Source organism: Falsirhodobacter sp. 20TX0035, from assembly GCF_028307215.1.
Classification (GTDB): Bacteria; Pseudomonadota; Alphaproteobacteria; order Rhodobacterales; family Rhodobacteraceae; genus Falsirhodobacter.
Genome location: NZ_JAQMHV010000002.1, coordinates 100,750 through 125,567 on the forward strand (window position 1 = coordinate 100,750; position 24,818 = coordinate 125,567).

26 protein-coding genes are annotated in these 24,818 nt (G+C 68.2%); 17 read left to right on the plus strand and 9 right to left on the minus strand.

Annotated elements, in window-relative coordinates:
* Window positions 1–3 precede the first annotated feature (3 nt).
* From PIJ50_RS04495 to PIJ50_RS04510, 4 genes are all read right to left on the minus strand, one after another.
* Window positions 4–753, minus strand: a complete 750-nt coding sequence (locus PIJ50_RS04495) for an ABC transporter ATP-binding protein (protein WP_271973107.1) — start codon at window positions 751–753, stop codon at window positions 4–6.
* Window positions 750–1,799 carry a FecCD family ABC transporter permease gene (locus PIJ50_RS04500; protein ID WP_271973108.1) on the minus strand — a complete coding sequence of 350 codons (1,050 nt, stop codon included), beginning with the start codon at window positions 1,797–1,799 and terminating at the stop codon, window positions 750–752. Before PIJ50_RS04500 ends, PIJ50_RS04495 begins: the two co-directional genes overlap by 4 nt.
* On the minus strand, window positions 1,796–2,890 hold the full coding sequence (locus tag PIJ50_RS04505; protein WP_271973110.1) for an ABC transporter substrate-binding protein: 1,095 nt from the start codon (window positions 2,888–2,890) through the stop codon (window positions 1,796–1,798). The genes PIJ50_RS04500 and PIJ50_RS04505 overlap by 4 nt, the downstream gene beginning before the upstream one ends.
* A 62-nt stretch (window positions 2,891–2,952) precedes the next feature.
* Complete coding sequence (locus PIJ50_RS04510; protein ID WP_271973112.1) at window positions 2,953–3,318, minus strand: hypothetical protein; 366 nt, start codon at window positions 3,316–3,318, stop codon at window positions 2,953–2,955.
* Window positions 3,319–3,447: 129 nt separating this feature from the next.
* Here PIJ50_RS04510 and dps point away from each other — a divergent pair, with 129 nt between their 5' ends.
* The 6 genes from dps to PIJ50_RS04540 all read left to right on the plus strand — a co-directional run bounded on the left by dps (window position 3,448) and on the right by PIJ50_RS04540 (window position 8,853).
* The gene (gene dps / locus PIJ50_RS04515) at window positions 3,448–3,930 is read left to right on the plus strand and encodes a DNA starvation/stationary phase protection protein Dps (RefSeq protein WP_271973114.1); all 483 of its coding nucleotides are present in this window, start codon (window positions 3,448–3,450) and stop codon (window positions 3,928–3,930) included.
* Between the two features lie 69 nt (window positions 3,931–3,999).
* Entirely contained in the window at window positions 4,000–5,112 is a 1,113-nt protein-coding gene (locus PIJ50_RS04520) for a GGDEF domain-containing protein (RefSeq protein WP_271973116.1), read from the plus strand.
* An 87-nt stretch (window positions 5,113–5,199) separates the two neighbouring features.
* Window positions 5,200–6,099: a glycine betaine ABC transporter substrate-binding protein OsmF gene (gene osmF, locus PIJ50_RS04525; RefSeq protein ID WP_271973118.1), complete on the plus strand. Its 900-nt coding sequence runs from the start codon at window positions 5,200–5,202 to the stop codon at window positions 6,097–6,099.
* Window positions 6,096–7,205 (plus strand): ABC transporter permease, encoded by a 1,110-nt coding sequence (locus PIJ50_RS04530; protein ID WP_271973120.1) that lies wholly within the window; start codon window positions 6,096–6,098, stop codon window positions 7,203–7,205. Before osmF ends, PIJ50_RS04530 begins: the two co-directional genes overlap by 4 nt.
* Window positions 7,202–8,119 (plus strand): ABC transporter ATP-binding protein, encoded by a 918-nt coding sequence (locus PIJ50_RS04535; RefSeq protein WP_271973121.1) that lies wholly within the window; start codon window positions 7,202–7,204, stop codon window positions 8,117–8,119. The genes PIJ50_RS04530 and PIJ50_RS04535 overlap by 4 nt, the downstream gene beginning before the upstream one ends.
* Complete coding sequence (locus tag PIJ50_RS04540; protein ID WP_271973123.1) at window positions 8,116–8,853, plus strand: ABC transporter permease; 738 nt, start codon at window positions 8,116–8,118, stop codon at window positions 8,851–8,853. Before PIJ50_RS04535 ends, PIJ50_RS04540 begins: the two co-directional genes overlap by 4 nt.
* Here PIJ50_RS04540 and PIJ50_RS04545 read toward each other — a convergent pair whose 3' ends face one another.
* The 5 genes from PIJ50_RS04545 to PIJ50_RS04565 all read right to left on the minus strand — a co-directional run bounded on the left by PIJ50_RS04545 (window position 8,854) and on the right by PIJ50_RS04565 (window position 14,212).
* Window positions 8,854–9,951, minus strand: coding sequence for an NADH:flavin oxidoreductase/NADH oxidase (locus PIJ50_RS04545; protein ID WP_271973125.1), 1,098 nt, complete (start codon window positions 9,949–9,951; stop codon window positions 8,854–8,856).
* A gap of 126 nt (window positions 9,952–10,077) precedes the next feature.
* Window positions 10,078–11,592 carry an aldehyde dehydrogenase (NADP(+)) gene (locus tag PIJ50_RS04550; protein ID WP_271973126.1) on the minus strand — a complete coding sequence of 505 codons (1,515 nt, stop codon included), beginning with the start codon at window positions 11,590–11,592 and terminating at the stop codon, window positions 10,078–10,080.
* A gap of 3 nt (window positions 11,593–11,595) precedes the next feature.
* Window positions 11,596–12,390, minus strand: coding sequence for an NAD-dependent epimerase/dehydratase family protein (locus PIJ50_RS04555; RefSeq protein ID WP_271973128.1), 795 nt, complete (start codon window positions 12,388–12,390; stop codon window positions 11,596–11,598).
* Between the two features lie 109 nt (window positions 12,391–12,499).
* On the minus strand, window positions 12,500–13,753 hold the full coding sequence (locus PIJ50_RS04560) for an Nramp family divalent metal transporter (protein WP_271973129.1): 1,254 nt from the start codon (window positions 13,751–13,753) through the stop codon (window positions 12,500–12,502).
* Between the two features lie 96 nt (window positions 13,754–13,849).
* Window positions 13,850–14,212, minus strand: a complete 363-nt coding sequence (locus tag PIJ50_RS04565; protein ID WP_271973130.1) for a winged helix-turn-helix transcriptional regulator — start codon at window positions 14,210–14,212, stop codon at window positions 13,850–13,852.
* Between the two features lie 95 nt (window positions 14,213–14,307).
* On the opposite strand from PIJ50_RS04565, the gene PIJ50_RS04570 reads away from it, so the two are divergent.
* The 11 genes from PIJ50_RS04570 (at window position 14,308) to PIJ50_RS04620 (ending at window position 24,793) form a co-directional block, all read left to right on the plus strand.
* Window positions 14,308–15,402, plus strand: coding sequence for an oxidoreductase (locus tag PIJ50_RS04570; RefSeq protein WP_271973132.1), 1,095 nt, complete (start codon window positions 14,308–14,310; stop codon window positions 15,400–15,402).
* Window positions 15,403–15,594: 192 nt separating this feature from the next.
* Entirely contained in the window at window positions 15,595–16,440 is an 846-nt protein-coding gene (locus PIJ50_RS04575; RefSeq protein WP_271973133.1) for a transporter substrate-binding domain-containing protein, read from the plus strand.
* Between the two features lie 28 nt (window positions 16,441–16,468).
* Window positions 16,469–17,200: an amino acid ABC transporter ATP-binding protein gene (locus PIJ50_RS04580; protein WP_334212716.1), complete on the plus strand. Its 732-nt coding sequence runs from the start codon at window positions 16,469–16,471 to the stop codon at window positions 17,198–17,200.
* On the plus strand, window positions 17,200–17,871 hold the full coding sequence (locus PIJ50_RS04585; RefSeq protein ID WP_271973135.1) for an amino acid ABC transporter permease: 672 nt from the start codon (window positions 17,200–17,202) through the stop codon (window positions 17,869–17,871). Before PIJ50_RS04580 ends, PIJ50_RS04585 begins: the two co-directional genes overlap by 1 nt.
* A gap of 4 nt (window positions 17,872–17,875) precedes the next feature.
* Entirely contained in the window at window positions 17,876–18,532 is a 657-nt protein-coding gene (locus PIJ50_RS04590; RefSeq protein WP_271973137.1) for an amino acid ABC transporter permease, read from the plus strand.
* 10 nt (window positions 18,533–18,542) lie between these two features.
* Entirely contained in the window at window positions 18,543–19,466 is a 924-nt protein-coding gene (locus tag PIJ50_RS04595) for an N-carbamoyl-D-amino-acid hydrolase (protein ID WP_271973139.1), read from the plus strand.
* Window positions 19,467–19,468: 2 nt separating this feature from the next.
* Window positions 19,469–20,923 (plus strand): dihydropyrimidinase, encoded by a 1,455-nt coding sequence (gene hydA, locus PIJ50_RS04600; RefSeq protein WP_271973141.1) that lies wholly within the window; start codon window positions 19,469–19,471, stop codon window positions 20,921–20,923.
* Window positions 20,920–21,546 (plus strand): aspartate/glutamate racemase family protein, encoded by a 627-nt coding sequence (locus PIJ50_RS04605; RefSeq protein ID WP_271973143.1) that lies wholly within the window; start codon window positions 20,920–20,922, stop codon window positions 21,544–21,546. The genes hydA and PIJ50_RS04605 overlap by 4 nt, the downstream gene beginning before the upstream one ends.
* Window positions 21,543–22,475, plus strand: a complete 933-nt coding sequence (locus PIJ50_RS04610; protein WP_271973145.1) for a LysR family transcriptional regulator — start codon at window positions 21,543–21,545, stop codon at window positions 22,473–22,475. The genes PIJ50_RS04605 and PIJ50_RS04610 overlap by 4 nt, the downstream gene beginning before the upstream one ends.
* A complete protein-coding gene (locus tag PIJ50_RS04615; protein ID WP_271973147.1) occupies window positions 22,472–23,401 on the plus strand; it encodes an NAD(P)-dependent oxidoreductase in 930 nt (309 codons plus the stop codon). Before PIJ50_RS04610 ends, PIJ50_RS04615 begins: the two co-directional genes overlap by 4 nt.
* A gap of 60 nt (window positions 23,402–23,461) precedes the next feature.
* Window positions 23,462–24,793, plus strand: coding sequence for an esterase-like activity of phytase family protein (locus PIJ50_RS04620; protein ID WP_271973148.1), 1,332 nt, complete (start codon window positions 23,462–23,464; stop codon window positions 24,791–24,793).
* Window positions 24,794–24,818 lie beyond the last annotated feature (25 nt).

Here is a 24,818-nt window from a genome sequence, read left to right on the forward strand (position 1 = left end):
GGGTCAGGCGGGAAGGTGGGGAATCACGACAAGGCGGTTGTCCCGATCCTTCAGGTATTCGGGACGGATGTTCCAGCACGCCTCCACCGTGGCGGGGGCGAGGGCGTCTTCGGCGGGGCCGTCGGCGCAGATCCGGCCGTCGCCCAGCACCAGAAGCCGGTCGCAGAACCGCGCGGCCAGCGTCAGGTCGTGCAGGGCGGCGATCACCACCGTGCCGCTGCGGCGGGCGTGGGTCTGCAACAGGGACAGGGCGGCCAGCTGGTGGTGTAGGTCCAGCGCCGAGGTCGGTTCGTCCAGCAGAAGCAGGCGCGGCTTGGCGAAAAGGCGTTGCGCGATCAGGACGCGCTGCTGCTGGCCCCCTGACAGGCGGTTCATCGGGCGATCGGCCAGATCGGCCAGGCCAAGGCCGTCCAGCAGCGCCCGCGCCTCGGTGATCAGAGCGGGCGGCACGCGCAGGCCAAGGCGCTTGCGCTGGCCCAGCAGCACGCAGTCGAGCACCGAAAGGGAGGAGCGGATGGTGAAGTTTTGCGGCAAAAGGGACACCGCCTCGCGCGCCAGGGGCTGGCCGTTCTGCCGCAGCCCTACCGTTTCGGGGCCGAGGCCCGCGATCGCGCGCAGCAGCGTGGACTTGCCGGACCCGTTCGGGCCGGTGACGCCGATCATGCCGCCGGGCGCGAAATCCAGTGCCAGGGCGGGCAGGATCTGGTTCGGGCCGCGGTGCAGGGCGGGGCAGGTGAGGGACAGCACGCTCATGACTCCTCGTACCGCCAAAGGACGACGATCAGCATGGGCACGCCCGCCAGCGCGGTGACGATGCCGACAGGCAGCGCCGCGCCGGGAGAGATCAGCTTGCCCAGCACTGAGGCCGCCATCAGGATCAGCGCGCCCGTCAGCGCGGCGGCGGGCAGGGCGAAGCGGTGATCCTCCCCCACCATGGCGCGGGCGATGTGGGGGGCGATCAGGCCCACGAAGCCGATGGTGCCGGTGAAGGACACGGCCGCCGCCGTCAGCGCCGCCGTCAGCAGAAAGGTGCGGCGGCGCAGGGCGGTCAGGTTCAGGCCCAGCGTTTCGGCGTTCGCCTCGCCCATGCGCAGGGCGGTCAGGGCCCAGACGTCGCGGGTGATCCAAGGCAGGCAGGCCAGAAGGATCGCGCCCGACACGCCGACGCTGGTCCAGTTGGCCTTCAGCAGCGATCCGAACAGCCAGAAGACGATCTGCTGCAACACCTCGGGCGAGGACAGGAACTGGACCAGCGATTGCAGGGACTGGAACAGGAACAGGACGGCGATGCCGGACAGGACCATGATCTCGGGCCGGTGGCCCTTCAGGTGGGCCAGCGTGGCGACCAAACCCGTGGCGGCGAGCGTGGCGAGAAAGGCCGACAGCGGCGTCAGCAGCCACAAGGGCAAGCCGAAGGCCGCCCCGCCCGCGCCAAGGATCGACAGCGACGCGCCGAACCCCGCCGCCGCCGAGAAGCCCAGCGTGTAGGGCGAGGCGAGGGGGTTGGCGAGCATGGTCTGCATCAGGAGCCCCGCCAGCCCGAGGCAGGCGCCGACGATCACGCCCATCAGCGCCTGCGGCAGGCGGATCTGGAACAGGATGGTGGCGGCGGCGCGGTCCGCCCCGCCGGGGCCCGCGCCAAGCGCGTGCAGGACTTCGTGAAGGGGCATGCCGGAGGGGCCGGTGGCGAGGTCCGCCAGCATCAGCGCCACCAGCGCGGCCAGCGCCGCCGCCAGCACCAAGGCGCGGCGGGCGGAGCGGCGGCGCCACGCGGCGACGGGATCCACGCGGGCGGTCATTGCAGGCGCGTCACGAACAGGCCGTCGGGGGAAACGGGCAGCCATTGAGCGTAGAAGGCGCGCAGCTCCTCCACCGGGTCCACGTCGGCGAAGGCGTCGGGATAAAGGGCCTTTGCCACGCTGCGGAGGTAGACGAAATCCGACAGGGTGCGGATGCCGCCGTGATAGATGCCGTAGACCTGTTTCGTGGCCACCGCGGGAAGGTCGGCCCAGCCCGGCCGGTTGGCATAGGCGCGCAGGCGGGGCTGCGTATCGGCGTCGGTCGCGCCGAACCCCATGGGTACGGAGGCGGGGCGGTTCAGCCATTCGGACCCGGCTAGCAGGATGATGTCGGGCTGCTGCGCGATCACGTATTCGGGCGACAGCGGCCCCCAGTTGCCGATCTGGCCCTCGGCGATGTTCCGGCCGCCCAGAAGGTCGATGACCCCGGCCCACATCCCCTGACCATAGCTGTTGCCGATCTGGGACGGGCCGCCCTGCGCCAGTTCGACGTAAACCTTGCGGTGGGACGGGCCGGCCTTGGCCACGCGGGCCAGCGTGTCGTCGACCTCGGCGCGATACAGGTCCGCCAGTTGCCGCGCGCGTTCGGGCTGGCCCAGAACCGCGCCAAGGATCTGGGTGGACAGGACGTGACGCTCCACCGTCTGCGCGTTGTAGTCCAGCGCCACCACCGCGACGCCCGCCGCCGCTAGCTGGCGCAGGCCGGGATCGCCCAGGGCCACCGTCTGCCATGTGGACAGGATCGCGACGTCAGGGCGGGCGGCGATGATCGCCTCGGCCGACAGGGTGCCGTCGTCGGCGTGACCGATGTCGGGAAGGGTTTCAAGGGCCGGGAAGCGCGCCGTGTAGGCCGCCCATTGACCGGGCCGCCAGTCGGCCCAAGGGGCGCGGGACAGGGCGACCAGACGGTCGGCGCCGCCGGGTCCCGCGACGGCGAGGTAATCCTCGAAATAGAAGCCGAGGGCGATGCGGTCGGGAACGTGGTCCAGCACCACCTGGCGGCCCTCGAGGTCGGTCAGGGTGATGGCGGCCTGCGCCGCCGGGGCGGCCAGGACGACCATGGCAAGGGCCATGGACTTCAGGAAGGTCATTTTGCGGCTCTTTCAATCGCGGCCATGGCCGGACGAATGCGGGAAACGGGTGAAGGGTCGTTTCAGCCGAAGGCCGGGGGGCCGCGCGGGGGGGTGGCGGGATCGCGCACCCGCGTCGCGGCCCGGCGCAGCTGCGGCAGCAGATGCAGGGTGACATAGGTCCGCTCGATCAGGGTCAGCGGCAGGTCGGTGTCGGGCAGGGTGCTGCCAGCCGCAAGGTGGCAGAGCGAGCAGCTGGCTGCGTGGGCGTGATCGGGCGCGTGGTCGTTGCACAGGTCGGCCAGCGCGCCGCCGGCCAGCTGATACGCCTCCAGCCGCAGTTCGGTCACGGTGGGGGCCGCGCGCGCGATCGTGCCGGTCGCAAAGGCGACGGCGGTCATGGCCAGCAGAATCAGGCCCAAAGCACGAAGGGGCGCGAACAGACGCATGGTCCCGTTGTGGCAAGGGCGGGGGCGTTCGGGCAAGCGCCAATTTGTCCCACCGGTCATGCGGGCTGGCAACCGAATGGCCGTCTTGTGCGTTGGGGCCGTGATCCATTTAAACCGAAGGAGAGAAAGATGCGCCAACGTTTTGCCAGCGGCCTGACCGAAGAAGCGGCCAAGACCTCGATCGACGTGCTGAACCGCAACCTGAGCCTGGTGATCGACCTGTCGCTGATCGTGAAGCAGGCCCACTGGAACATGCAGGGCACGAACTTCATCGGCGTGCACAAGCTGCTGGATGAAACCCATGCCCGCCTGCAGGCAATCCTGGACACGATCGCCGAACGCGCCGTCGTTCTGGGCGGCGTGCCGGTGGGCCTGTCGCAGGTGATCGCAAACGAGACGACGCTGCCGAAATATCCCACGGACATCCTTCTGGTGAAGGATCATGTGCGCGAACTGACCGAACGCTACAAGATCGTGGCCGCGTCGCTGCGCGAGGCGATCGACACGACGGACGAGGCGGGCGATCAGGACACCTCGGACCTGTTCACCGAAGCGAGCCGGATCGTGGACAAGGACGCGTGGTTCATCGGAGCCAACGCCGAAGGAAACTGATCGGTTCACGATACGTTTCATTAAGGGCGGGCGTGTAGACACGGGCGCATGTTGACCCATGCCGCCTTCATGTCTGCGATCGCCCTGATCTGCCTTCTGCTGGCCCTGGCCCTGCTGACGGCCTGGCGGGATTTCCGTCTGGGCCGTCATGCGCTGGCCTGGTCCGCGGCCTTTGCCCTTGCGGCGGCCACCAGCGGCCTTCGCCTGTCCTCCACCCTTGTCCCGGGATGGGGGGAGGATCTTCGGTTTCTGTCCTGCATCACCTCGATCGTCAGCATGGGGCTGCTGTCCTGGGGCTTCTGCCGGCGGGCCGAGCGGAAGACGCGTCTTGTGTGCGAGGTGGCGGGCTTCGTGCTGATGCTGCTGGCGATCCTGTGGTGCGTGCAGGGCAGTGGTTGGGTGACGGCCTGCCGGTTGCTGACCTCCATGTGCAACCTCGCGCTGGTGGTGATCGCGCTGTCCTCACTGAAGGGGGCGCGCAAGACGATCCGGCTGGGGCAGCTGATGTTTCTGATGGCGGCGGCCTACATGGTGACCGTGGCGGTTCTGGCCGTGACCGTGGGGCCGGACCCGGGGTCGGTCTTCCCGCTGACGGTGGCGGTGGGCGGGCCGGTCGTGACGGTGTCCCTGGGCATCCTGACGCTGCTGATCACGGCATCGGACCTTGCCGGCGACCTGCGGATGCAGGCTTGGACCGACCCGCTGACGGGGCTTCTGAACCGTCGGGGCTTTGAACAGCGCATCGCCGAGATGAAGGCCTCGCGCCCGCTGCCGGAGCCGTTCGTGGTGGTGGTGGCGGATCTCGATCACTTCAAGACGGTGAATGATACGCTTGGCCATGCGGCGGGGGACGCCGTCTTGCGCTGTTTCGCGCGGCAGATCTCCTCGGCGCTTGGGGGGCAGGAATTGGCGGCCCGCATCGGGGGGGAGGAGTTCATCTTCGTCCTGCCCGGCACCCCCCCGGCCGAGGGGCTGGCCCGAGTGGAACGGATGCGGCAATCCGTGCCCGCGTCCCTTCAGGATCTGGGCGGCAGCCACCAGATCACGGCCAGCTTCGGCCTGACCGCCCTGCGCGGCGGGGAGCGGCTGGAGGAGGCGATCGCCCGCGCCGATCTGGCGCTTTATCGGTCCAAGCGGGAAGGGCGCAACCGCGTCTCCTCGGACGAGGCGGTGATGGGGTAGGGCGGGGCGGAAATTGCGGGGGCCGGACTGGTCCGGGCGGGGCGGCGGCTTATCCTTCCGGGGAATGTTCTTTTGAAGGGGACCCGCATGTCCGTTCTGAAATCTGCCGCGCTGGTTCTTCTTCTGGGCGGAGGCGCTGCGCAGGCGCAGGTCGTCGTGTCGTCGAAGATTGACACCGAGGGTGGGGTCTTGGGCAACATCATCCTGCAGGTGCTGCAGGCCAACGACATTCCGGTGGAAAGCCGCCTGCAACTGGGCGGCACGCCCATCGTCCGGCAGGCCCTCCTGGGGGGCGAAATCGACATCTATCCCGAATACACCGGCAACGCGGCCTTCTTCTTCAACCGGGCCGAGGACCCGGTCTGGAAGGATGCAAAGGGCGCGTGGCAGACCGCGCAGGATCTGGATCTTGAGGCGAACAAGGTCGTCTGGCTGGCCCCGGCGCCCGCCAACAACACCTGGGGCATCGCGCTGCGCGACGATGTGGCGGATGAGGCGAAGGTTGGCACCCTGAGCGAGTTCGGCGCTTGGGTGAAGGACGGGGGCGAGGTGAAGCTGGCCGCGTCGTCGGAATTCGTGAACTCCGCCCCCGCGCTGCCGTCGTTCCAGACGACCTACGGGTTCGAACTGGGGGCGGATCAGCTGGTCGTGCTGTCGGGCGGTGACACGGCGGCCACGATCCAGGCGGCGGCCAACGGCACCAGCGGCGTGAACGCGGCCATGGTCTACGGCACGGACGGCGCGATCCCCTTCGCGGGGCTGCGCGTGCTGGCCGACGACAAGGCGGTGCAGCCGGTCTATCAGCCCGCCCCCGTCATCCGGGCCGCCGTGCTTGAGGAATATCCGCAGATTGAGGAGGCGCTGGCCCCCGTCTTCGGCGCCCTGACGCTGGAGGTGCTGCAGACGCTGAACGGTCGCGTGCAGGTCGAAGGCGTGCCCGCGGCGGAGGTGGCCAAGCAGTTCCTGACGGACGGCGGCCTTCTTTGATCCCGAACCGGCTTGCCCTTGTTCTGGCCGTGCCCTTGGCCGCAGGACTGGCCCTGCCCTTCGCGGGGCTGCGGGCAAACCGGATCGCGGCGGCGGAGCCTGTGTGGCTTTGGCAGGCGCTTGGCGCCCCCGCGGCAATCGGGATCGCGCTGCTGGCCGTGCTGACGGTGATGTGGGGGCGGGTTCTGGCGGCCCCGGCGCTGGCCGCATGGCTGGCGCTGATGGGCGTGGTGGCGCATCGCCTGACGGCGGGCGGGCCGGATTTTGCGCGTGTTTCCCCGGGGGCGGGATTCTGGCTGGGGGCGGTGGCCTTGGCGCTGCTTCTGGCGGACGCGCTGGCGCAGCGGCGGCCCGGTCCGGTGGCGCGTCTGACCTGGCTTGCAGCGGCCTGGGCCGCGCTGGCGCTGCTGCTGCAGGGCTGGGGGCACGTGTCGATCCTGCAGGAATACGCCGCCCGCTACATGACTTTCTGGGCTGAGGCGCAGCGTCATCTTGCGCTGGCGCTTGGTTCTTTCGCGGGGGCGGTGCTGGTGGGCGTTCCGCTGGGCGTGCTGATCCAGCGGCGCGCGGGGTGGCGGGGTCCCGTGATGGGCACGCTGACGGCGATCCAGACGGTGCCGTCCATCGCGCTGTTCGGGCTGCTGATTTTGCCTTTGGGGTGGCTGGCGACCCACGTGCCGATGGCCCGCGCCGTGGGGATCGGCGGGATCGGCATGGCTCCGGCCTTTGTCGCGCTGTTCCTTTATGCCCTTCTGCCCATCGTCACGAACACCGTGGCCGGGCTGCGCGGCATCCCCGCCAGCGTGGCCGAGGCCGCGCGCGGCATGGGGCTGAGCCCGCGCCAGCGGCTGGCGCGGGTGGACATTCCGCTGGCGCTGCCGGTGATCCTGACCGGCGCGCGGATCGTGCTGGTGCAGAACATCGGGCTAGCCACCATCGGCGCGCTGATCGGCGCGGGCGGCTTCGGGACCTTCGTCTTTCAGGGGCTGGGCCAGACGGCGCCGGACCTTATTCTTCTGGGCGCGTTGCCCACCGTCGCGCTGGCGTTTTCGGCGCAGGTGGTGTTCGACGCGCTGATTGACCTTCTTCCGGGGGCGCGCGCATGATCGGCCTGAACCACCTGTCCAAGCATTACGGCGACACGAAGGCCGTCGACGACGTGAGCCTGACCATCGACAAGGGCAGCGTGGTCGCCATCGTCGGCACCTCGGGCTCCGGCAAGTCCACGCTGCTGCGACTAGTGAACCGGTTGATCGAGCCGACGTCGGGGCATGTCACGCTGGACGGACAGGACACGCGCGCCCTTCCCGCGTTCGAACTGCGCCGCCGCATCGGCTATGTCATCCAGGATCACGGGCTGTTTCCGCACTGGACCGTGGCGCGCAACATCGCCACCGTGCCCCGCCTTCTGGGTTGGAGCAAGGCAAGGATTGAGGCACGGGTGGAGGAGTTGCTGACCCTTCTGTCGCTGGACCCCGCTGCCATCGGGCCGCGCTTTCCGCACCAGCTGTCGGGCGGGCAGATGCAGCGGGTGGGCGTGGCCCGCGCCTTGGCGGCGGAACCGGAACTGCTGCTGATGGACGAACCCTTCGGTGCGCTGGACCCGGTGCTGCGCGGCAAGGCGCAGGCCGATCTGCGGGCCATACAACGCACGCTGGGCACCACGATCCTGCTGGTCACACATGACATGGCCGAGGCGATCGCCCTGTCCGACCGCATCGCCGTCATGCGCGCGGGACGGGTGGAGCAGTTCGCCCCGCCGGCCGAGATCCTGGCCCGCCCCGCCACCGATTTCGTGCGCGCGCTCGTGGGGGAAGGGGAGCGGGCGTTCCGTTACCTGTCGCTGACCCCTGTGGGGAGCTTGGCCGAAGCGGGCGCGGCCGAGGGTGCGCCCCTGCCCGCCGACGCCACGGCGGCCGAGGCGCTGAACGCCCTGATCTGGCGCGGCACGGAGTCGCTGGCGCTGGAAGGCGGCGGGCGGGTCACGCGGTCGGCCCTGCTGCGCGCCGGGCATCCATGAAGCGCTGGCCCGCCGCCGTTCTGCTGGTTCTGGTCTTGGCTTTTCTGATCCGGCCGGGGCTGTTCGCGCCGCTTCTGGCGCCTTTGGCCCCGGGGGGCGGGCCCGTGATCTATGACCGCGCGAACCTGCTGAGCCTGACATTGGCACATCTGGGGCTGGTGGCGGGGGCTATGGTGCCGGCGTCCTTGGTCGCGGTGGCGCTTGGGGTGTTCGTCCAGCGTCCTGCGGGGGCGGCCTTTCTGCCGCTGTCGCGCAGCCTGACGGGGTTCGGGCAGACCTTTCCGCCCGTCGCCGTGCTGGCGCTGACGGTGCCGGTGCTGGGTTTCGGCACATGGCCCACGCTGCTGGCGCTGTTCCTGTATGGTCTGCTGCCGGTCTTTGAAAACACGGTGGCCGCGCTTCAGGGCCTTCCGCCCTCGGTGGTGGAGGCGGCGCGCGGCATGGGCCTGACGCCGCGCCAGCGGCTGTGGCAGGTGGAACTGCCCTTGGCGCGCCCGCTGATCCTGGACGGGATCCGCACGGCCAGCGTCATTTCCCTTTCCACCGCGACCATCGGGTCGGTCGTGGCGGCACGGGGGCTGGGGGAGGTGATCATTGCGGGCCTCACCTCTCAGAACCTCGCCTTCGTGGCACAGGGGGGGCTTTTGGTGGCGGCGCTGGCGATCCTGCTGGCGCAGGCTTTCGCCCTTGTGGGCGATGGGGCGTCCCGCAACCGCGCAACGCCCCGCGCCTGATCAGACGAACAGGTTCTTCAGCGTGTGGGGCTGGCAGCGCAGATACTGGCGCGCGGGCTTCAGTTGCGCGCCCAGTTGCGCCGCCGCGTGCCACGGCCAGCGGGGGTCATACAGGATCCCGCGCGCGATGCCGACCATGTCCGCATCGCCCGAGGCGAGGATCGATTCCGCGTGCTCGGCTTCGGTGATCAGGCCCACGGCGACGACGGGCATGGTCACCGCTTGCTTGACCGCGCGGGCCAGCGCCACCTGATAGCCAGGGCCGACCGGGATCTTCTGGTCCGGGTGCAGCCCGCCCGAGGAGATGTGGATGCCATCGCAGCCCCGCGCCTCCAGTTCCTTGGCAAAGGCGACGGTGCCTTCGATGTCCCAGCCGCCGTCCACCCAGTCGGTGCCCGACACGCGGACGGTGACGGGATAGCCTTCGGGCACGGCGGACTTGATGGCCTCGAACACCTCCAGCGGGAAGCGCATGCGGTTGGCGAGCGATCCGCCATAGGCGTCCTCGCGCCGGTTTGACAGGGGCGACAGGAAGCTGTGCAGCAGGTAGCCATGGGCCGCGTGGATCTGGATCGCATCGATCCCAAGCCGGACGGACCGGCGGGCGGCGTCGGCGAAGGCGTCCTTCAGGCGTTGCAGCCCCGCCTCGTCCAGCGCGGTGGGGGCGGCTTCGGTGCCGGGGTCATAGGCGAGGGCGGAGGGCGCCTCGGTCTGCCAGCCGTTGGGGGCGTCGGGCGCGATCTGCTGGCCGCCGTCCCAAGGCTTCGCGCAGGAGGCCTTGCGCCCGGCATGGGCCAGCTGGATCGCGATCGGCATGTCGGACACGGCGCGCACGGTGGCAAGGGTGCGGGCCAGCGCGGCCTCGGTCTTGTCGTCCCACAGGCCCACATCGCCATAGGTGATGCGGCCTTCGGGCACAACGGCCGTCGCCTCAATCGTCAGAAGGCCCGCGCCGGACAAAGCGAGGTTGCCCAGATGCACGTCGTGCCAGGCGGTGGTGCAGCCGTCCTCGGCCGAATACTGGCACATCGGCGCGATGACGATGCGGTTTTCCAGCGTTTGGGTGCCGACTTTGATCGGGGTGAACAAGAGGGGCATGAAAGTCTCCGGATGCTTCTGGGGGGAAACCTAGTCCGAAGGCGGGGGAACGGCCATGCGTTGCCGTCACGCGGGCCATCACAGGGCCGTCAGGACGGGCCGCCCCGGAGGGGACGGCCCTCTGGATCAGGCCAGATCACGCTCCAGCAGCGCGGCGGGGAGGTTCTGGAAGGCGACGGGGCGCAGGAAGCGGCGGATCGACAGCGTGCCGACCGAGGTGGCGCCGAAGTTGGTGGAGGCGGGGTAAGGGCCGCCATGCACCATGGAATCGACCACCTCCACCCCCGTAGGGAAGCCGTTGACCAGCACGCGGCCGGCCTTGCGTTCCACGACCGGCAGCAGTTTGCGCGCGGTTTCGGTGTCGGCGTCTTCCATGTGGATGGTGATGGTCAGCTGCCCTTCGAGGCCCTTGGCCAGACGGACCATCTCCTCGGTGCCGTTGGTGCGGACGACCAGACCCAGCGGGCCGAACACCTCCTCGCCCAGCGTGTGATCTTCCAGGAAGGCGTCCGAGGACACTTCGTAGAGGTTCGGGCTGACTTGGCGGCCGTTGCTTTCGGTGGACACGACCGGACGGACCGAGTTGCGGCTGTCGAAGCGTTCCTTGCCCTTGTGATAGGCGTCGGCGATGCCGTTGGTCAGCATGGTCTGCGGGGCGGCGGCTTCCAGCGCCTTGGCGGTGGCGGCGACAAAGGTGTCACCGGCGGCGCCCTTCGGCACCACGGCGATGCCGGGATTGGTGCAGAATTGGCCCGCGCCCATGGTCAGCGACCCGGCCCAGCCTTGGCCCAAAGCCTCGCCGCGGGCGGCCAGCGCCTCGGGCAGCATGAACATCGGGTTGACGGAGCCGAGTTCGCCGAAGAACGGGATCGGTTCGGGGCGTTGGGCGCACAGGTCGAACAGCGCCCGACCGCCGCCAAGGCTGCCGGTGAAGCCGACGGCCTTGATGCGCGGATGCTGGACAAGGCTGGTGCCCACGTCGCGCTTGCCGCCCTGAATCAGGCTGAAGACGCCCTTCGGCATCCCCGTCTTCTCGATCGCGGCGTGGATCGCCTCGGCCACGATCTCCCCGGTGCCGGGATGGGCGGAGTGGCCCTTGACCACGACCGGGCAGCCGGCGGCGAGCGCGGCCGCCGTGTCGCCCCCGGCGGTGGAGAAGGCGAGCGGGAAGTTCGACGCGCCGAACACCGCCACCGGCCCGATCGGGCGCTGGATCATGCGGATTTCCGGGCGCGCGGCGGGCTGGCGGTCCGGCATGGCCGCGTCCGTGCGGCGGTCAAGGTAGGCGCCGTCGCGGATGTGCTGGGCAAAGAGGCGCAGCTGGCCCGTGGTGCGGCCGCGTTCGCCCTGAAGGCGGGCGGTGGGCAGGCCGGTTTCCTGGCTGCCGATTTCCGTGATGGCCTCGGCGCGGGCCTCGATCTCGTCGGCGATGGTGTCAAGGAAGGCGGCGCGTTCTTCGCGGGTGGTGTAGGCGTAGGTCCAGAACGCCTCTTCCGCCGCCTCGCAGGCGCGGTTCACCAGATCCACCGTCCCGACCGAGAACTGGTGGACGGGGCCAGTGGCCGGTTCGGAGGCGAAGGTCGCGTCCGTTGCAATCCATTCGCCGGCGATCAGGTGCTTGCCGTGGGGAGTGAAGGTCATGGATCAGTCCTTGTGGATGGGGTCTTGGGTGAACATGCCGCCCTGCCAGATGGCGTTCGGATGGTCGGCGGGCGGCGGCGTCATGCGGGCGTCGAGACCTTCGCGGAAGGACTCGGAATTGGCTTTGGGCTTCCAGCCGAGGAAGCTGGCGGCGGAGTTGTCCCACCACGTGCCGTCGTTGTCCGACACGCCCCACACTATGGGGCAGCCAAGGCGCGGGACAAGGAAGCAGCGGCGGATCAGGTCGGTGAAGTCGTCATGCGACATCCAGGTGGACAGCATGCGGTGGTTCGCCGGTTCCGCAAAGCAGGATCCGATGCGGACGATGGCCGTTTCCTGCCCGAACTTCGAATGGTAGAGGCTGGCCATCGCCTCGCCGAAGCATTTGGACACGCCGTAAAGGCCGTCGGGCTTCATCGGCATGTCGGGCGTCAGGTATTCGTCCTGCCGGTAGAAACCGATGGTGTGGTTCGAACTGGCAAAGACGATGCGGGGCTGGCTGTGGGCGCGCGCGGCCTCGTACAGGTTGTAGACGCCTTGGATGTTGCCGTTCAGGATCTTGTCGAAGGACTGTTCCACCGACACGCCACCTAGATGGACAATCCCGTCGCAGCCTTCGACCAGTTTCAGGACCGCCGCCTCGTCCCCCAGATCGCAGGGCATGATCTCCTCATGCGGGGCGGCGTCGCCCATGTCGGCGATGTCGGACAGACGTATGATATCGGCCAGCGGGCGCAATTTCTCGCGCATCACGCGGCCCAGACCCCCGGCCGCGCCGGTGATCAACAGGCGGTGCATCAGATCCCCTCCCTTGGTTTCTGCAAAGTCATCATACAAGCTGAGAGCGGATCGTCCAGCGTGTCTGATAAAAAAGCCGGGAGGCAGCGCGGCTGCCGCCGGTGGGATTTCAAAACGCCTTCATCACGATGCCGCGGATCTGGTCCAGGGCCAGCGCGGCAAAGGCCAGCGTGCACAGCACGAGCATGATGTTGGAGAACAGGTTGTTGCGCCATTCGCGCGGCACGCGGTCCGAGTTCAGGATCCAGATCAGCGTCACCGACATGAAGGGCATGAAGAAGGCGCCCAGCACGCCATAGGCCAGGATGAGGTAGACCGGCTGGCCAAGGAACAGCATGACGATCGGCGGGAAGGTCAGCCAGCAGAGGTAGGCCTTGTAGAAGCGGCCCCCCGCCAGACGGTCGGGATCGTTCTGAGGGCGCTTCAGGATGCCGCCCAGGAAATCGGCGAACATCAGGCTGACGCCGTTCCAAACGCCGAGGAGCGAGCTCATGGACGCGGCCCAGAAGCCGACAAGGAACAGCTTGCTCATCCACACGCCATAGCGGTCGCCGAGGACGGTGGCGAGGTCGACCATCCCCTCATCGCCGTTGCTGATGGCGATCCCGGCGGAATAGAGGAGTTCCGCCCCCACGATCAGAGTGGCGATCACGAAGATGCCCGTCACGATATAGGCGATGCTGTTGTCCAGACGCATCACGCGCATGAAGCGCGGCGTGTCCCAGCCCTTTTCGCGCAGCCAGTAGCCATAGGCGGCCAGCGTGATCGTGCCGCCGACGCCACCCGCCACGCTGAGGACGTTGATCAGCGCGCCTTCGGGGATCCGCGGGATCAGGCCGGCGATGATCTCACCCAGGTTCGGCAGGGTGAAGGCGGCGGCCAGAAGGACCGTGACGAACATCAGCGCGACAAGGGCCGTGAGGGCCTTTTCAAACAGGTCGTAGCGCCCGGTCCACACGAGGGCGAGGCCGATGAGGCCCGACAGGATGCCCCAGACCGGCACGCCCACGAACGGGAAGAGCGAGTAGAGCGCGAGTCCCGTGCCCGCCATGGCCGCGGCGCCGTAGACAAAGCCCCAGATCACGATGTAGGGGCCGAAATACCAGTGCGTCCAGCGGCCGAGGCTGCTCCACCCCTCGAAGATCGTGCGGCCGCTGGCGAGGCTGTAGCGGCCCGCGCCTTCGACGATGATGATCTTCATGATGCAGCCCGCGACCACCGCCCACAGCAGGGCATAGCCGTACTTGCTGCCCGCGACGGTGGTGGCGATCAGATCGACCGCGCCGACGCCCGTGGCCGCCACGACCAGGCCGGGGCCGACCAGGCTCCACCTTGGCTCGGCCCCATTCGTTTGATGGCTCATCCCGTGTTCCTCCCTTTTCCGTGATCGGACCGTAGCGGGGGGAGGGTGGTCGCGCAACCGATGCGGCGGTCTCGCGCCGGCGACATTCGCAGCCTTTCAGGCGGCCGTGCGTTCGTCATAGGCGTGGCGCGCGGCCTCCACCTCGGCCATGTTCTCGCACGTCCAACGATACAGGGCGCGGAACGGCATCAGCAGGGTGACCCCCATCGGGCTGAGCGCGTATTCCACGGAAATGGGCGTGGTGTGCAGCACCTGCCGCGTGATTAGGCCGTTGCGTTCCAGCCGCCGCAGCGTCTGGCTGAGGGATTTCTGCGACACCCCTTCCAGCCGCCGCTTCAGCTCGTTGAAGCGGGTGGGCTGCTCGCTCAGCACGGTGAGGATCATCATCGACCACTTGTCGGCGATCTGTTCGAACAGCAGGCGGCTGGGGCAATCGACCGAAAAGCGGGTGCCGTCCATGGTATCCTCCGGGTAACCTGGTGAGGTGAAGGTATCCAATTGACACCAGGTGTTCAACCTATACCTAAGGCCGACCTGTCACGTAAGGATGATCCATGTCGCCCAACGCCTTGTTCCAGCCCTTCACCTTCAAGGGGCTGACCCTGCCCAACCGCATCGTGATGGCCCCGATGACCCGGGGCATGGCCCCCGAAGGCATCCCGGGCGCAGGGCAGGCCGCCTATTACCGCAAGCGCGCCGAAGGCGAGGTGGGCCTGATCCTGACCGAAGGCACCGTGATCGACCGCCCCGCGTCGCGCAACCTGCCGGGCATCCCCTTCTTCCATGGCGATGCCGCCCTGTCGGGCTGGGCCGGGGTGGTGCAGGCCGTGCACGAGGCGGGCGGCAAGATCGGCCCGCAGGTGTGGCACACCGGGTCCACCCGCGCGGGGGAGTGGGCGCCGGACGCGCCGGTGGAAAGCCCCTCGGCCCTCGTAGGCCCCGGTGATCCGCGCGGCGTCGCCATGACCGAGGAGGACATCGCCGACGCGGTGGCCGCCTTCGCCAAGGCCGCGGCGGACGCCAAGGCCACGGGCTTCGACGTGGTCGAACTGCACGGCGCGCATGGCTATCTGATCGACCAGTTCTTCTGGGGCGGCACCAACCTGCGCGAGGACGCCTTCGGCGGCGCCACCATCCGCGAACGCTCACGCTTCGCGGCCGAGGCGGTGCGCGCGGTCCGGGCGGCCGTCGGCCCCGATTTCCCCGTGATCCTGCGGGTCAGCCAGTGGAAGCAGCAGGACTACGCCGCGCGCCTCGCCTCCACGCCTCAGGAGATGACGGACTGGCTTCTGCCGCTGGTGGAGGCGGGGGTGGATGTGCTGCACTGTTCGCAGCGCCGCTTCTGGGAACCGGAATTCGCCGATCTGGACCCGGTCCTGAACTTCGCGGGCTGGGCCAAGAAGCTGACGGGCGCGACCACGATCAGCGTGGGCTCCGTCGGCCTGAACTCGGACTTCATGACGGCCTTCGGGGGCGAAAGCTCCGCCCACTCCCCCCTTGATGATCTGATCGCGCGGATGGAGCGTGAGGAGTTCGACCTGATCGCCGTGGGCCGGGCCCTGATCTCGGATCCGCTGTGGGCGCGCAAGGTGCGGCTGGGGCAGCCGGTGGAAGGCTTCGACGCGGCCCATCTGGCCGAACTGAACTGACGTCGGGGCGGGGGGCGTTTAGGAAGCGCCCCCAAAGCGTCCATTGATGTTCGAGGATGCAAAGAAAAAAGGCGGGTTGTATAAACCAGCCTTTTTCCATTACCTCTATCAAAACTTTTCTTTATGGAAAGTTCGGGCGGCTTCAGAAGGAAAAGGCAGACGCGGGTCTGCCTGAACCGACAGGAGCTCACGATGGTCATTCGCCGATCCTTCTTCATCCTTGCCCTTGGTTGCGCGACTGGCCTGACCTCCCCCGCGCTGGCGCAGGACGGCCTGCGCGTCGCGCTGGACGGGACGTTTGCGCCCCACGCCATGCCCAGCTTGTCGGGCGGGGTGGAAGGGTTCAACGTGGATCTGGCCAAGCTGATCGCCGAACGGCTGGGCACCACGGTGCAGATCGACGCCGCGCAGTTTTCCGGCCTGATCCCGGCCATGCAGGCGGGCACCTACGATTTCCTTGTGGCCCCGGTCACCGTCACGCCCGAACGGGCGGAGAACATGATCTTCACCGAAGGCTTCATGGACACGAACTTCACCTTCGTCCAGAAGGCGGGCACCCCCCCGGGCGAGACGATCGAAGATTACCGCGGCCAGTCGATCGCTGTGAACAAGGGATCGGCCTACGACACCTACGCCAACGAACATGCGGCGGAATACGACCTGACCGTCACCTCCTACGGCACCGCGACCGACGCGGTGGAGGCGGTGCTGACCGGCCGGGCCGACGCCTCGCTGACCGGGTCCACCGTGGCCGCCTGGGCCGTGAAGAAGAACTCGCGCCTGGAACTGGGGGCGGAGATCGCCACGGGCCAGGTCTGGGGCCTGCCCTTCCGCAAGGACGACGTGGCCAACCGCAACAAGGTGGACGCGGTGCTGGAATGCCTGAAGACCGACGGATCGCTGGCCAAGCTGTCCGAGAAGTGGCTGGGCGTGACGCCGGCCGAAGGGTCCACCATCCTGACGCCCGTCGCGGGCTACGGCGTGCCCGGCCTGCCCGGATACGAGGATACCGCCCACGAGATCGCCTGCCCTTCCTGAGCCGGCCGGAGTTTGTTTCATGACACCGATGCTTGAGGTTGCCGCGCTGGAAAAGCGTTTCGGCGACACCACCGTCCTGCGCAACATCAACCTGAAGGTCGGCCGGGGGGAGCTGGTCTTCGTCATCGGCCCTTCCGGGTCGGGCAAGTCCACGATGCTGCGCTGCTGCAACCGTCTGGAGGAGCCGACCTCGGGGTCGATCCTCATCGACGGCAAGAACATCATGAACGCGCTGTCGAAGAACCTGAACACCCTGCGGCTTCAGACGGGCATGGTGTTCCAGGGCTTCCACCTTTACCCGCACATGAGCGTGGTGCGCAACGTCATGCTGGCGCAGACGCTGGCGATGAAGCGCGGCAAGGCCGAGGCGAAGGCGCGGGCCATGGACATGCTGGACCGCGTGGGGCTGGCCCACAAGGCCGACGCCATGCCCACGGAACTGTCGGGCGGGCAGCAGCAGCGCGTGGCGATCGCCCGCGCGCTGGCGCTGGACCCCAAGGTGATGCTGTTCGACGAGCCGACCTCGGCCCTTGATCCCGAACTGGTGGGGTCGGTGCTGAAGGTGATGAAGGACCTGAAGGCCCAAGGCATGACCATGCTGGTCGTCAGCCACGAAATGGGCTTCGCCCGCGAGGCGGCGGACCGCGTCGTGTTCATGGACGGCGGCGTCGTGGTCGAACAGGGCCCGCCCGAGGCGATCTTCGGCAACCCGCAGCACGAACGCACCCGCGCCTTTCTGTCCCGCGTGTCGAGCCACTGATGGACCGCTTCCTCGACACCTTCTTTGCGCCGCAGGTCTTTGCACGCTACCTGCCCGAGGTTCTGGCCGCCGTCTGGACGACGCTTTGGCTGGGGATCGTGGTGATCGTGGCGGGGATCGCCCTTGGGCTGCTGCTGGCCTGCCTGCGGGCGGCGCGCCGGTGGTGGCTGACGCTGCCCATCGTGATCTTCGCCGACATGCTGCGCGCGCTGCCGCCGCTGGTGCTGATCCTGCTGATCTATTTCGGCCTGCCGGGGCTGGGCATCACCCTGTCCGGCCCGCTGGTCCTGATCCTGGTGCTGACGGCGGTCCTCGCCGCCTTTGCCGAGGAGATCTTCTGGGCCGGCCTGACCGCCCTGCCGAAGGGGCAGTGGGAGGCGGGCCGCGCCACGGGATTGTCGTTCACGCAGGTTCTGGTCCGGATCGCGCTGCCGCAGGCGGTGCGGATGGGGATCCCCTCGCTCGTGAATCGCTCGCTCGCCATCACCAAGATGACGGCGCTCGGCTCCGTCATCGGGGTGAAGGAGATTTTGGCCGTTTCCTCCTCGGCGCAGGCGGTGTCGGGGTCGGCCACGCCGCTGACGCTGGCGGCGATCGCCTATCTCGCGATCTTCCTGCCGGCCGTGGTTCTGGCCCGCTGGCTGGAACGCCGCTTCACCTGGAAGGTGTGATGTCATGATCGAGATGTTCTTCAACCTCGACATCATGCGCCAGTCGCTGCCCTTGCTGATGGGCGGGCTGTGGATGACGCTGAAGCTGTGCGCCGTGGTAATCGGGCTGGGGCTGGTGGGCGGGCTGTTTTTGTCGCTGGCCGCCACCTCGCCGCGCCGCTGGCTGCGCTGGCCCGCGATGGCGGTGATCGACCTTATGCGCGCCCTGCCGCCGCTGGTCCTGCTGATCTTCATCTATTCCGGCCTGCCCTTCGCGGGGCTGGAGATGCCGGCCTTCGCCGCCGTCGCCATCGCCTTCCTGCTGAACAACTCCGCCTATTACGCCGAGGTGTATCGCGCGGGCCTGGAATCCCTGCCAAAGGGCCAGTGGGAGGCGGCGCGGGCCACGGGCCTGTCGATGCCGCAGACGCTGCGCCACGTCATCATCCCGCAGGCCGTGCGCAACGTGCTGCCGGACCTTCTGTCGAACACGGTGGAGGTGGTGAAGCTCACCTCCCTCGCCTCCGTCGTGTCGCTGGCGGAGCTTCTGTATCAGGCCAACATGGCCCGATCGGTCACCTACAATTCTTCCCCGCTGGTGCTGGCGGCGGCGATCTACCTCGTGCTTTTGTGGCCGATGGTGCGCCTTGTCAGCCGTTACCAGCGCAAACTTTCCATCTGAGGACATTCCCATGAAAATGATCGTTGGCGGCGCGCAGATCGGCGGCATCCAGAAGGACGAAGGCCGTCAGGCCGTGGTGGCCCGCATGATGGCGCTGATGGAGCAGGCGCACCAGAAGGGCGTCGAGTTCCTCGTCTATCCCGAGATGACGCTGACCACCTTCTTCCCCCGCTTCCACGTCGAAGACCGGTCCGAGTTCGACCACTGGTTCGAAACGTCCATGCCCAACGCCGCCGTGCAGCCGCTGTTCGACATGGCGAAGCGTTTCGGCATGGGCTTCACCTTCGGCTATTGCGAACTGACGCCGGAAGGGTTGCACTACAACACCTCCATCATCGTGTCCCCGGAAGGGGAGATCGTGTCGAAATACCGCAAGACCCACCTGCCGGGCCATGCCGAGTACGAGGCCGAGCGCACGCACCAGCACCTGGAAAAGCGCTATTTCCTGCCGGGCGACACCGGCTTCAACGTGGTGCGCAACCAAGGCGCGATCATGGGCATGGCGATCTGCAATGACCGCCGCTGGCCGGAAACCTGGCGCACGCTGGGCCTGCAGGGGGTGGAGCTGGTGACCATCGGCTACAACACCCCCTCGCAGAACAACCTGTCGAAGGAGGAGGGGATCGAGCGGCGCGTGTATCACCACGAGCTGTCGGTCTGCGCGGGGGCCTACCAGAACTCCACCTACGCCGTCGCCGTGGCGAAATGCGGGATGGAGGACGGCAACCACATGTTCGCGGGATCCATCATCGTGGATCCGGACGGCTTCGTGATCGCCCGCGCGGAAGGCGAAGGGGATGAGCTGATCGTGGCCGAGTGCGATTTCGCCAAATGCGCCTTCGGCAAGTCCACCGTCTTCAACTTCGACGCGCATCGCCGCATCGAGCATTACGGCCGGATCACCGAACAGACCGGCGTGAAGATCGAGGTCTGAGCATGTTCGACACCGTCATTCACTCCGGCACCGTCGTGACCGCGACGGACACGTTCCGCGGCGACATCGGCATCCGGGGCGGCCGCATCGCGGCCATCGCCGAACGGATCGAGGGCGGCGAGCGCCGCATCGACGCGGGGAACCGCCTCGTCCTGCCCGGCGGGATCGAGGCGCACGCCCATATCGCGCAGGAAAGCTCGGCCGGGGTGATGACGGCGGACGACTACTATTCCGGGTCGGTGTCAGCGGCGTTCGGGGGCAACTCCTCCTTCATCCCTTTCGCAGGCCAGCATCGCGGGCAGTCGGTGGATGACGTGCTGGCCACCTACGACGCGCGGGCGAAGCGGTCGGTGATCGACTATTCGTATCACCTCATTATCTCCGACCCGACGGAAAATGTGCTGACGGAAGAGCTTCCGCGCGCGTTCAAGCGGGGGATCACCTCCTTCAAGGTCTTCATGACCTACGACCTGATGAACCTTGGCGACGGGGGGATGCTGGACATCCTGACCGTGGCGAAGGAGCATGGCGCCATCACCATGGTCCATGCCGAGAACAACGAGATGGTGAAGTGGATGAACCGCCGTCTGGCCGCCAAGGGCCTGACCGCGCCGAAATACCATGCCATCAGCCGCCCCGAACTGGCCGAGGAGGAGGCCGTCAACCGTGCCATCTCCCTTGCGAAGCTGGTCGATGCGCCGCTGTTCATCGTCCACGTCTCCACCGCCGGCGGGGCCGCGCTGGTGCAGCGGGCGAAGCTGGACGGGGCGAAGCTGTTCGCGGAAACCTGCCCGCAATACCTGGCCCTGACGCGCCACGATCTGGACCGTCCGGGGCGGGAGGGGGCGAAGTTCATGTGCTCCCCCCCCGTGCGTGACCACGCCACGCAGGATGCGCTTTGGAAACACATCCAGGCGGGCACGTTCGAGAGCGTGTCGTCGGATCACGCCCCCTACCGCTTTGATGAGACGGGCAAGTTCACCGCGGGGCTGGATGCGCCTTATCCGAAGATCGCGAACGGGATGCCGGGGATCGCGGCGCGGCTGCCGTATCTCTTCTCCGAAGGGGTCGTGAAGGGGCGGATCACGCTGCAGCAGTTCGTGGCGCTGTCGTCGACCAACGCGGCGAAAACCTTCGGGATGACGCAAAAGGGCTCGCTTTACCCCGGCATGGACGCCGACATCGCGATCTGGAACCCCGAGGCGACGCGCACCGTCACGCTGGCCGACCAGCACGACAACATGGACTTCACCCCGTTCGAGGGGATGGCGCTGACCGGCGTGCCGGAGGTGGTGCTAAACCGAGGGCAGGTCATCGTGGAGCATGGGGAACTGCGTGCGGTCGAAGGGCAGGGCCGCTTCATCGCGCGCGCCACCGTGGACCTGACGGGCAAGCCCGGATACCGTTCCAAGGAACTGGACCCCGCGCAGAACTTCGGGGCGGAGATCGCGCCATGAGCATTCTTGTCATCAACCCCAACTCGTCACAGGGCGTGACGGAGGGGCTGGCGGCCGCGCTGGCGCCTTACGGGCCGCATTTCCAGTGCCTCACGGTGCCGGAAAGCCCCGCCACCATCGCCACGAACGAGGATGTGGCCCGCGCCGGGTTACGCGTGCTGGAGATCGCGCGGCAGGTGCCCGCCGACGCCGTGATAACGGCCTGCTTTTCGGATCCGGGGCTGGACCTGATGCGGTCGGAGGGCCTCCGCGCCTTTGGCATTCAGGAATGCGGCATCCTGACGGCGATGGCCCGCGCCGACCGCTTCGGCATCATCGCCCTGTCGCCGAAATCCATCCCCCGCCACATGGCGCGTATGCGGCAGATGGGCGTGCTGGACCGTCTGGCGGGGGAGGTGGGGCTGTCCGGCGTGTCCGCGCTTGACGCCGGAACCTCCGACGCGGTGCTGGCCGAAACGCTGGAGGCGGGCGGCACGCTGATGGCCATGGGCGCGGGCGCGATCGTGCTGGGGTGCGCCGGCTTCGCCCCCCGCCGGCGGCTGCTGGAGGATCGTCTGGGCGTGCCGGTGATCGATCCCGTTCAGGCGGCGGCGGTCATGGCCATGGGCGCGACCCTGGGATGACGGAGCGCGGTGGCGTCAATCCGGCCGACATCTCCCTCAGGATGCTGGAGATCTTTGCGACCATGATGCGCTGCGCCACCACGGTGGAGGCGGCGGAGGCGCTGAAGATCAGCCAGCCCGCGATCTCGGCCGGGTTGCGGCAGCTGGAAACGCAGCTGGACCTCGTGCTGTTCGACCGGACCGCCCGCCGCCTGACCCCCACCGCCGAGGCCCGCGCGCTGTATGAGGAGATCCGCCCGATCTTCGGCCTGATCCGCGGTTTCGCCGTGCGGGCGCAGGACATGAAGCTGGGCCTGTCGGGGCGGCTGCGCATCATCTCCACCCCGCCGCTGGGGCACACGGTGGGGCCGCGCGCGCTGGAGCGGTTGCTGGCCGCCTCGCCCGACATCTCGGTCAGCTACGACGTGCGGCGGCTGGACGCGGTGCTGGAGGCGGTGCAGAGCGGCACGGTGGACATCGGCATCGCGCTGACGCAGGAACGGTCCGACCTTGTGGATACGCAGGTGCTGCAAGAGGCGCAGATGGTGGCGCTGGTGCCCGCGGACAGCCCGCTGGCCGCGCGGCCCCATGTGGCGCCCGCCGATCTGGCGGGCCAGCCGCTGATCGGGCTGGAACAGGAATCGAACCTTGGCCGACTGGTGCGCAGCGCCTTCGACCGGGACGGCGAACCCTACGCCCCGCGGGTGGAGGTGCGGTATTGCGAAACCGCGACCATGCTGGTGAACGCGGGGCTGGGGGTGACGGTGGTCGATCCGTGGTCCGCGCGGCTGGCGGGGCCCGGTCTGGTCGAACGACCGTTCCTTCCACCCTGCGCCGTGCGGGCGGTGCTGTTCACCCGCAAGGGCGTGCCGCACACCTCCCTCATGGATCGGTTCACGGCGCAGCTGCACGCCTGCCTGAACGATCCGCCAAGCAAGGACCCGACATGAGCTGCGACATCCTTTTCCGCGTGGAAGGCCCCGTCTATCACGAGGCGCTGGCCCCGCATCACCGCATCCACGACGCGTGGGACGGGCCGCCCGCCCTTGCGCCGGAGGTTCGGGCGGCGGTCCGCGTGGTCGTGACGAACGGCACCGTGGGACTGACGGAGGCGGAGATGGCGATGCTTCCCGCCCTTGGCCTGATCTGCACGGTCGGCACGGGGTATGAGGCCGTGGACGTGGCGGCCGCCCGCGCGCGCGGCATTGCCGTGACCCATGCGGCGGGGGTGAACGCGGGGGCCGTGGCGGAACACGCGATCGGCATGATCCTGGCCCTGACGCGGCGCTTGTGCCGGTTCGACGCCGCCGTGCGGGCGGGCACGTGGCGCGGGGATGTGGGGACCAGCTCGCTCATGTCCGGGCGGCGGATCGGGATCTTCGGGATGGGCGGGATCGGCCAGCGGCTGGGACGGCTGGCAGCCGCGTTCGACATGCCCGTGTCCTATTGCAGCCGGACGGCGAAGAACCTACCCGGCTGGACGTTCCATGCCGACCTGCGGACGCTGGCGCAGCATGTGGATGTTCTGGTGATCGCGGCCCCCGGCGGACCCGCGACGTTCCACGCGGTGGACGACGCGGTGCTGGACGCCCTCGGCCCGAACGGGATCGTGGTGAATGTCGGCCGCGGGTCGATCATCGACACGAACGTCCTGATCGCGGCGCTGGAGGCGGGCCGCATCGGAGGCGCGGCGCTGGACGTGCTGGAGGAGGAGCCGGAGGTGCCCGAGGCCCTGCGTCGACTGCCCAACGTCGTCCTGTCGCCCCATGTCGCCGGCCTTGCGCTGGAGGTGCAGCGGTTGAGCGCGGCCCTGATGATGCGCAACATCGACGCGTTTCTGGCGGGCAAGCCGCTGGTGACGCCCGTGCCCGTCTGACAGTCACGAAACCGTCAACGGAACGGGATAGGGCCTTTGGAAACCGCAAAGGGGCCCGCCATGCTGAAACCCGTTCTGTCCGTCCTCCTGATCTCGACCGCGCTGCCCGTCTGGGCCGAGGACGTGTTCCCCGCCCGCCTTGCGGGCTTTGCCGAGGTGCCGGCCCTGACGCTGGTCGCGCCGCCCGCGGACGCGCCGCGCGACGCGTGGATCGCGGGCAAGTTCACGGGAACGGTGCCGAACGCCGCACCCATGTCAGCCCCGGCGGACACGGGGCGCGCCTATGGCGCCCATCCCACCGGCCTGTCGCTGCCCTTCTTGGGCCAGCCGTTTCAGGGCATGTCCGGCTTCGCCATGAACCGGGCCGAGGATGGAAGCCTTTACGCCCTGACCGACAACGGGTTCGGCAGCAAGCTGAACAGCCCCGACGCGCTCTTGTTCTTTCACAAGCTGAACCCGGATTTCGATGCCGGCACGGTGGAACGCCGCGCCCAGATCTTCCTGCGCGACCCCGACCACAAGGTGCCGTTCCGCATCGCCTATGAAGGCACGGACGCCCGGTATCTGACGGGGGCCGATTTCGATCCCGAAAGCATCCAGTACGCCGACGGCGCGATCTGGATCGGCGACGAGTTCGGCCCCTGGATCATCAAGGCCACCCCTGACGGCCGCGTGCAGGAGGTGTTCGCCACGATGCTGGACGGCGCGAAGCTGACCGGCCCCGACACGGCGGGCACGGTGGTTCCCGCGCAGCCCGGCAAGGATTTCCGCGTCCAGCGTTCGGGCGGGTATGAGGGCATGGCGCTGCAGCCCGACACAGGCCTGCTGTGGGCGATGCTGGAAAAGCCGCTGCTGACCGAGACCGGGACCGAAGGCGATTTCCTGCGCGTGATGATCTTCGACACGAAAGCGGGCGAATGGACCGGCGACAGCGCCCGCTTCCGACTGGGCGAGGGGGCCGTGGCCATTGGCGACTTCAACTTCATCGACAACACGCGCGCGCTGGTGATCGAGCGTGACGCGGGCGAAGGCGACGCCGCCGGCGAATGCGCGGCGGGGGGCGCAACCTCCGACTGCTATCCGATGCCCGCGCGCGTGAAGAACATCGTGCTGGTCGACACCGCGGACCGCGACGCAGAAGGCTTCATCCGCCGCATCGGCCATATCGACCTGCTGCGTATCGATGATACGGCCGAGAGGACGCCCTACACGCTGGACGGGCTGTTCAGCTTCCCCTTCCAGACGATCGAGGATGTGGTCCGCGTGGATGAGACGCACATCATGGTCGCGAACGACAACAACCTCCCCTTCTCGGGCGGGAGGGAAGTCGGCAAGGCCGCGGCGAACGAGTTCATCCTGCTGGATGTAAGCGAGTTTCTGGCCGCGCGCTGACGATCGGGTTCGGAAGACAGCATTC